The organism is Actinomadura sp. KC216, from assembly GCF_004348535.1.
Taxonomy (GTDB): domain Bacteria; phylum Actinomycetota; class Actinomycetes; order Streptosporangiales; family Streptosporangiaceae; genus Spirillospora.
Genome location: NZ_SMJX01000386.1, coordinates 1 through 7,230 on the forward strand (window position 1 = coordinate 1; position 7,230 = coordinate 7,230).

The 7,230-nt window shown below is 72.7% G+C and carries 6 protein-coding genes; all 6 read left to right on the forward strand.

Annotated elements, in window-relative coordinates:
- Window positions 1-163: 163 nt before the first annotated feature.
- The 6 genes from E1264_RS37790 (at window position 164) to E1264_RS37815 (ending at window position 7,228) form a co-directional block, all read left to right on the forward strand.
- Window positions 164-1,537 carry a lysine 2,3-aminomutase gene (locus E1264_RS37790; RefSeq protein WP_132181569.1) on the forward strand — a complete coding sequence of 458 codons (1,374 nt, stop codon included), beginning with the start codon at window positions 164-166 and terminating at the stop codon, window positions 1,535-1,537.
- Window positions 1,538-1,630: 93 nt separating this feature from the next.
- Window positions 1,631-2,827, forward strand: a complete 1,197-nt coding sequence (locus tag E1264_RS37795; protein WP_243711419.1) for a cytochrome P450 — start codon at window positions 1,631-1,633, stop codon at window positions 2,825-2,827.
- A gap of 17 nt (window positions 2,828-2,844) precedes the next feature.
- Window positions 2,845-3,918, forward strand: coding sequence for a DUF3616 domain-containing protein (locus E1264_RS37800; RefSeq protein ID WP_132181573.1), 1,074 nt, complete (start codon window positions 2,845-2,847; stop codon window positions 3,916-3,918).
- A 66-nt stretch (window positions 3,919-3,984) separates the two neighbouring features.
- Window positions 3,985-5,172, forward strand: a complete 1,188-nt coding sequence (locus E1264_RS37805) for an acyl-CoA dehydrogenase family protein (protein ID WP_132181575.1) — start codon at window positions 3,985-3,987, stop codon at window positions 5,170-5,172.
- 152 nt (window positions 5,173-5,324) lie between these two features.
- The gene (locus E1264_RS37810) at window positions 5,325-5,864 is read left to right on the forward strand and encodes a DUF1707 and FHA domain-containing protein (protein WP_132181577.1); all 540 of its coding nucleotides are present in this window, start codon (window positions 5,325-5,327) and stop codon (window positions 5,862-5,864) included.
- 134 nt (window positions 5,865-5,998) lie between these two features.
- Window positions 5,999-7,228, forward strand: coding sequence for an ROK family transcriptional regulator (locus E1264_RS37815; RefSeq protein WP_132181579.1), 1,230 nt, complete (start codon window positions 5,999-6,001; stop codon window positions 7,226-7,228).
- The last annotated feature ends 2 nt before the right edge of the window (window positions 7,229-7,230 follow it).

Sequence of the window (7,230 nt, forward strand, 5' to 3'; positions counted from 1 at the left end):
GCCCAGGCCGCCGTCGTTCATCGCCGTCCCCGCCTCTCCGTCGAATCCGATGGCGTTACGTAAGATGTATCGGGTACCACTGGTTTCATCGAAAGTCTTCCCGTAGCGTCGGCGGTATACAAGAGTTTTATGCGATCAATGTGAGGCGAGGAGGCGGTCGGCGATGACCACTGCCCTGCATCCGGACGCGGGCGGCCCCGTCCTGTCCGAAGAGACCGCGCGCCAGCCCTACGTCTACCGGCGGCGGCCCCTGGAGGAGCCCGACTGGCGACGGATTCCCGGCTGGCGCGACGTCACGCGCGACGAGTGGGAATCGGCCCAGTGGCAGCGCGCCCACTGCGTGAAGAACCTCCGCCAGCTCCGCCAGGTGATGGGCGACCTGCTCGACGAGCCGTTCTACGCCGACCTGGAACGTGACCACGCCGAGCGCGCGACGATGTCGATGCTGCTGCCCCCGCAGATGCTCAACACGATGGACTCCTCGTCCACCGACGCCTTCTACGCCGACCCCGTGCGCCGCTACATGCTGCCGGTGTTCAGCGACCGGCGCACCGACTGGCCCTCCCACCCCCATGCCGCGCGCGACTCGCTGCACGAGGCCGAGATGTGGGCGGTCGAGGGCCTCACGCACCGGTACCCCACCAAGGTCCTGGCCGAGATCCTGCCGACCTGCCCGCAGTACTGCGGGCACTGCACCCGCATGGACCTGGTCGGCAACTCCACCCCGAACGTCGACAAGCACAAGTTCACCGTCAAGCCGCCGGACCGGCTCGGCGCCATGCTCGACTACCTGCGCCGCACGCCCGGCGTCCGCGACGTGGTCGTCTCCGGCGGCGACGTCGCGAACATGCCGTGGCCGCGGCTGGAGGCGTTCGTCGCCTCGCTGCTGGAGATCGACAACATCCGCGACATCCGCCTGGCCAGCAAGGCGCTCATGGGCCTGCCGCAGCACTGGCTCCAGGACGACGTCCGCGCCGGCATGGAGCGCCTCGCCGCGACGGCGCACGAGCGCGGCGTCCAGATCGCGATCCACACCCACGTCAACGCCGCGCAGTCGGTGACGCCGCTCGTCGCCAAGGCAGCCCGCGCGATGCTCGACACCGGGATCCGCGACGTCCGCAACCAGGGCGTCCTGCTGCGCGGGGTCAACGACTCCCCCGCCGCGCTGCTCGACCTGTCGTTCGCGCTGCTCGACGAGGCCGCGATCATGCCGTACTACCTGTACATGTGCGACATGATCCCGGCGAGCGAGCACTGGCGGCTCGCGGTGTGGGAGGCGCAGGAGCTCCAGCACGCCATCATGGGCTACCTGCCCGGCTTCGCCACCCCGCGGATCGTGTGCGACGTCCCCTACGTCGGCAAGCGCTGGGTGCACCAGCTCGCCGACTACGACCGCGAGCGCGGGATCTCCTACTGGACGAAGAACTACCGCACGGGCCTTGAGGCGTCCGACCCGGACGCGCTGACCAGGCGGTACGAGTACCACGACCCGATCTACACGCTGCCGGAGCGGGGCCGTGAGTGGTGGCGGCGGTAGGTGAAGGCCGCCTAAGCCGCGCTCTCGCTGGAGCGTTCCCGCCCGGCGCCTTTACGTTGTAGATCAATAGCGGTTCCGCCTATGCTCGGACGGGTGACGACCTCCTCCGACTCCAACCTGACCTGCCGGTTCCCGCTCGGCGCGGCCGTCACGGCCGCCGACCTGGAGGACGACCCGCACCCCCACCTGGCCCGGCTGCGCGAGCGCGAGCCGGTCTCCTGGCTGCCGGCGCTCGGCGGCTGGCTGGTGACCTCCCGCGACCTGGCGCTGCGCGTGATGCGCGACGCGGCGGCGTTCACCGTGGACGACCCGCGCTTCTCCACCGCGCAGGTCGTCGGGCCGAGCATGCTGTCGCTGGACGGGCCCGTCCACACCCGCCACCGCGACCCGTTCGCCCGCCCGTTCCGCCCCGCCAGGACCCGCGAGCGGTTCACCGCGTTCGTCGAGGCCGAGACCGCGCGGCTGGTCGGCGGGCTCGCCCCGGCGGGCCGGGCCGAGCTGCGCGGCGAGCTGGCCGGGCCGCTGGCCGTCGCCGTCGTCGCCGAGGCCCTCGGGCTGGAGGGCGTGGACGCGGCGACCGTCCGGTCCTGGTACGGCGCGTTCGTCGAGGCCGTCTCGGCGATCACGGCGGGCGGCGCCGCGCCGGCCGCGGCGGGGGGCGCCTACCGGCTGCTCACCGAGGCGGTGCAGGAGGCGATCGGCGCGTCCCGTCCGGGGTCGCTGCTGGCCGAGGCCGCCCGCGACGAGGCGGGCCTGACGACGGCCGAGGTCGTCGCGAACGCCGCGATCCTGATGTTCGGCGGCATCGACACCACCGAGGGCATGATCGCCAACGCCGCCCTGCATCTGCTCGGGCACCCCCGCCAGCTGAAGCTCGTCCTGGACGACCGGGATCTGCTGCCCGCCGCGATCGAGGAGTCGCTGCGGCTGGAGCCGTCGGCGTCCGTCGTCGACCGATACGCCGCCCGCGACGCCGAGATCGGCGGGACGGAGATCCGCCCGGGCGACCTCGTCCGGGTGTCGCTCGCCGGCGCCAACCGCGACCCGGCCGTGTTCGCCGACCCCGACCGCTACGACGTGCGGCGCGCCAACGCCGCCGAACATCTCGCGTTCGCGCACGGCCCGCACTTCTGCTTCGGCGCCCACCTCGCCCGGCTGGAGGCCCTGACCGCGCTCACCGCGCTGCTGGACCGGCTTCCCGGGCTGCGGCTCGATCCGTCCCGCCCGTCCCGGCCGCACGGCCTCGTCTTCCGCAAGCCGCCCCGTCTGGACGTCCTGTGGGGCCCGTGATGTGGGAACATGCCGGAATGATCGTGGAACGCCGGGTGGAACTGCGCTTCGCGCAGGAGAGCCGCGAGGCCGAGACGCACACCAACCTGTCCGCCGTCCGCCAGGACGGCCGCTGCCTCTGGGTGGCGGGCGACGAGACCGCCACCATCGAGCGGCTCACCGCCTCGCTCGACGGCGACGGGCGCGTCACCGGCTACGAGGGGCAGGCCACGATCGCGCTCGCCGATCTCGTCCCGCTGCCGGCGGGCCCGGGCGAGGAGGCCGACATCGAGGGGCTGGCCCGCTCCAACGGCTGGCTCTGGGCGGTCGGCTCGCACAGCCTCAAGCGCAAGAAGATCAAGGCGGGGCAGAGCGACGCGAAGTCGCGCAAGCGCCTCGCCACCGTCGTCCGCGAGGACAACCGCTTCATCCTCGTGCGGCTCCCCCTGGTGACCGGCGACGACGGGCTGCCCTCCGTCGTCCGCGAGGACGGCGGCCGCACCGCCGCCGTGCTCGGCCTCGACAAGGACTCCCTCACCGACCTGCTGGCCGGCGACCCGCACCTCGCGCCGTTCCTGTCCATCCCCAGCAAGGACAACGGCATCGACATCGAGGGCGTCGCCTCGCACGGCGACCGCCTCTACATCGGGTTCCGCGGGCCGGTGCTGCGCGGCTGGGCGGTGCTGGTGGAGATCCGCCCGGGCGACCACCCGCGCGACCCGCGGCGGCTGCGCGCGCTCCCCCTCGACGACGGCGGCGAGCTGTACCGGACGCACTTCCTCGACCTGCGCGGCCTCGGCATCCGGGACCTGTGCCCGCACGGCGACGACCTGCTCGTCCTGACCGGCCCCAGCATGGACCTGGACGGTCCGGTGCGGGTCGTGCGGTGGCGGAACGCGGTGAAGGCCGACGCCGCCGAGGTCGTCACGGCCGACGAGCTGGAGGTGGTGGGCGACCTCCCCTACGGCGACGGCGACGACCACGCCGAGGGCATCGCGGTCCTGGACGAGGGGCCCGGCACCCGCGTCCTGGTGGTCTACGACAGCCCGTCGCCGGAGCGGCTCACGCCGGAGGGCGGCGTCCTCGCCGACGTCGTCACGCTCCCCGAGTAAGCGCTCGCTTTCGCCGTCTGCGAGGATGGTCCCCGTGACCGTCGGCAGCGGAGGGACGAGGCGAGCATGATCGAGTGGTCCGACGAAGACCTGATGATCCGGGACGCGGTGCGCGGCTGGATCGACGCCGAGGTCCGGCCGAACCTGGACGCGCTGGAGTCGGGCGAACTGCCGCCCTACGACCTGCTCCGCGGCCTCTACAAGACCTTCGGCATGGACGAGCTGGCCCGCTCCTCCTTCCACTCGCGGAAGGAGGAGAAGGAGGGGGACGACCGGCCGCGCGGCGGGAACGCGGCGATGACGATGATCCCGGTCATCGAGCTGTGCAGGGTCGCGCCCGGACTGGTGTCGGCGATGGGCGTCGGGCTCGGCCTCGCCGCCGGGACGATCATGAAGCGCGGGACGCCGGAGCAGCGGGAGCGCTGGGCGCTGCCGCTGCTCACCATGGAGAGGATCGGCGCCTGGGCGATCACCGAGCCGAACTCCGGATCGGACGCGTTCGGCGGCATGCAGTCGACCGCGAAGAAGGTCGGCGACGAGTACGTCCTCAACGGCAGCAAGACCTTCATCACCAACGGCCCCTACGCCGACACCATCGTCTTCTACGCGAAGCTCGATGACGGGCGGGACGCCCGCGACCGGGAGATCCTCACGTTCGTCCTGGACAAGGGCATGCCGGGGCTGGAGCAGAGCGGGCCGCTGCGGAAGATGGGCCTGCACTCCTCCCCCACCGGCGAGCTGTTCCTCAACGACGTCCGCGCGGGCGCCGACCGGCTCCTCGCCGCGGGCGGAGGGAGCGGCAAGGAGTCGGCGAAGCAGAACTTCGTCACCGAGCGCGCGGGCGTCGCCGCCATGGCCCTCGGCGTCATCGAGGAGTGCCTGAAACTGTCGGTCGAGTACGCCAGGACCCGCGAGCTGTGGGGGCAGAAGATCGGCGACTTCCAGCTCATCCAGCTCAAGCTCGCCAAGATGGAGGTCGCGCGGCTCAACGTGCAGAACCTGGTGTTCCGGCACATCGAGATGCAGCGCGCCGGGCGCGCCCCGACCCTCGCCGAGGCGTCGGCGATGAAGCTGTACTCGGCGCAGGCCGCGAGCGAGGTGGCGCAGGAGGCGGTGCAGCTGTTCGGCGGCAACGGCTACATGAGCGAGTACCGCGTCGAGCAGCTCGCCCGCGACGCGAAGTCGTTCCAGATCTACGCCGGGACCGACGAGATCCAGGTCACCCACATCGCCCGCGATCTGCTGTCGCGCTGACCCCGCAGACCCGGGCGGACCGGGTGAACCCGCCGCGAACCTCCGCGGCGTTCGCGGCATCGAAACGGGGGAGGGCGGGCGAAGGTCTGTCCCCCGTCCTCATCCGAAAGCCGTTTCTGGACAGCCGACGATGGGGACTGGATACTCACGCTATGGACGGTCAGCCCTCATTCCCGGTGAGAGCGTCCGACATGGAACGTGACCGGGTGCTGCGGGTCCTCAGCGACCGCGTGGCCGAGGGCCGGATGTCGAACGAGACGTTCGAGCGCCGCGTCGACCAGGTGCTGCAGGCCCGCAGCCAGGCCGAGCTGGCCGACATCGTGCACGACCTGCCGTCCGGCAACCGCGTCCTCAACCGGCTGACCGGCATCGTGTCGTCGGTGTCGCAGGTGACCGCGCGGATCGAGGCGGCGTGGCGGGCGCCGCGGCTACCGCGGTTCGTGCTGCCGCCGAGCGATCTGAAACGCATCGTCGTCGGCCGCGCGCCCGGCTGCCAGTTCATCCTCACCGACCTGACCGTCTCGCGGTTCCACGCCGAGATCTACCGCGCCGACGAGGGCTGGATGATCTCCGACCTCGGCTCGATGAACGGCACCCGGGTGAACGGGTGGCGGCTGACCGGCCCGGCCCGCGTCCGGCCCGGCGACGAGGTCGGCTTCGGCAACTCCAGCTTCATCGTCACCGCGCCCTGAGCGCCCCGCTCCGCCGCGATAGTCCGGGTCCGGCCCGGGTCTTGACGTGATCGTTAAGAGTCCTTACTTTCTCCTCCAAGTTAGGAAACCTTCTTAACCCGAACCGCACGACACCCGTACGCGGAGGCGCCGCCGTGTCCACGCCCGTCCCCGGGACGCCCAGCCTGCTGCGGGCGATCAACGACCGCGCGGCGCTGGAGGCGCTGCTGGACCGGGGGCCGCTGACCCGGCCGCAGATCTCCGACCTCACCGGCATCTCCAAGCCGACCGCCTCGCAGCTGCTGGCGCGGCTGGAGGAGGCCGGGCTCGTCGTCCGGGACGGGATCCGGGAGGGCCTGCCGGGACGCACCGCCGAGCTGTACCGGATCAACGGGGCCGCCGCGCACGTGGCGGGCGCCGACGTCACCCCGGCGCGGATCCGGGTCAGCGTCGCCGACCTCGCCGGGACGGTCGTCGGGGAGTACACGCTGCCGACGCCCGACCGCACCGGCGTGGACGTCGTCGCCCGGATGGCCGCCGCGCTCGACGGCGCGACCGCCGCGGCGGGCCTGACCCGCGCGGGCCTCGGCCGCGCCGTCATCGGCATCCAGGGCGCCGTCGACCCGGCGACCGGGCGGCTCGGGTACGCCTCCCACATCCCCGGCTGGCACATCCCGGACCTGGTCGCGACGCTGAGCGACGGGCTCGGCGTGCGGATCGCGATCGAGAACGACGTGAACCTCGCCGCCCTCGCCGAGCGCGCGGACGGCGAGGCCGCCGGGACCGGCGACTTCGTGCTGCTGTGGGTCGCCGACGGCGTCGGCATGGCCGTCGTGCTGAACGGGACGCTGCACCGCGGCGCGACGGGCGGCGCGGGCGAGATCGGCTACATGCCGGCGGTCGGCGCGCCGCTGATGCGGGACGTGCGCCGCACCCACACCGGCGGCGTGCACAGCCTGACCGGCGGCGCGGCCGTGCTGAAGCTGATGCGCGAGCACGGGTTCCGGGGCCGCGACGCCGCGACCGCGCTCGGCCGCGTCGCCGGCGACGTGTGCGCCGCGGCGTCCGGGACGCGCACCGCGTCCGACGCGGGGGCCCGCGCCGAGCGGGCCCTCACCGAGCTGGCGAGCCGGCTCGGCGTCACCCTGGCCACCGTCGTGGCCATCGTCGACCCCGCCCTCGTCGTCCTCACCGGCGACGTCCTGCGCGCCGGAGGGGAACCGCTCCGCGCGCGCGTCGAACAGCACCTGCACAGCCTGACGATCCCGCGGCCCAAGGTGCGGCTCAGCACCGTCCAGGGCAACCCGGTCCTGGCCGGGGCGCTTCAGCAGGCACTCCGGGAGACGCGCGACGAGGTCTTCTCCAGCACCGTCCCCCTCCCCTGACC

Bases quoted from the DNA above. Each gene is read 5' to 3' on its own strand.
- E1264_RS37810 (WP_132181577.1), top strand. From the start codon at position 5,325: ATGGACGGTCAGCCCTCATTCCCGGTGAGAGCGTCCGACATGGAACGT.
- E1264_RS37805 (WP_132181575.1), top strand. From the start codon at position 3,985: ATGATCGAGTGGTCCGACGAAGACCTGATGATCCGGGACGCGGTGCGC.
- E1264_RS37800 (WP_132181573.1), top strand. From the start codon at position 2,845: ATGATCGTGGAACGCCGGGTGGAACTGCGCTTCGCGCAGGAGAGCCGC.
- E1264_RS37790 (WP_132181569.1), top strand. From the start codon at position 164: ATGACCACTGCCCTGCATCCGGACGCGGGCGGCCCCGTCCTGTCCGAA.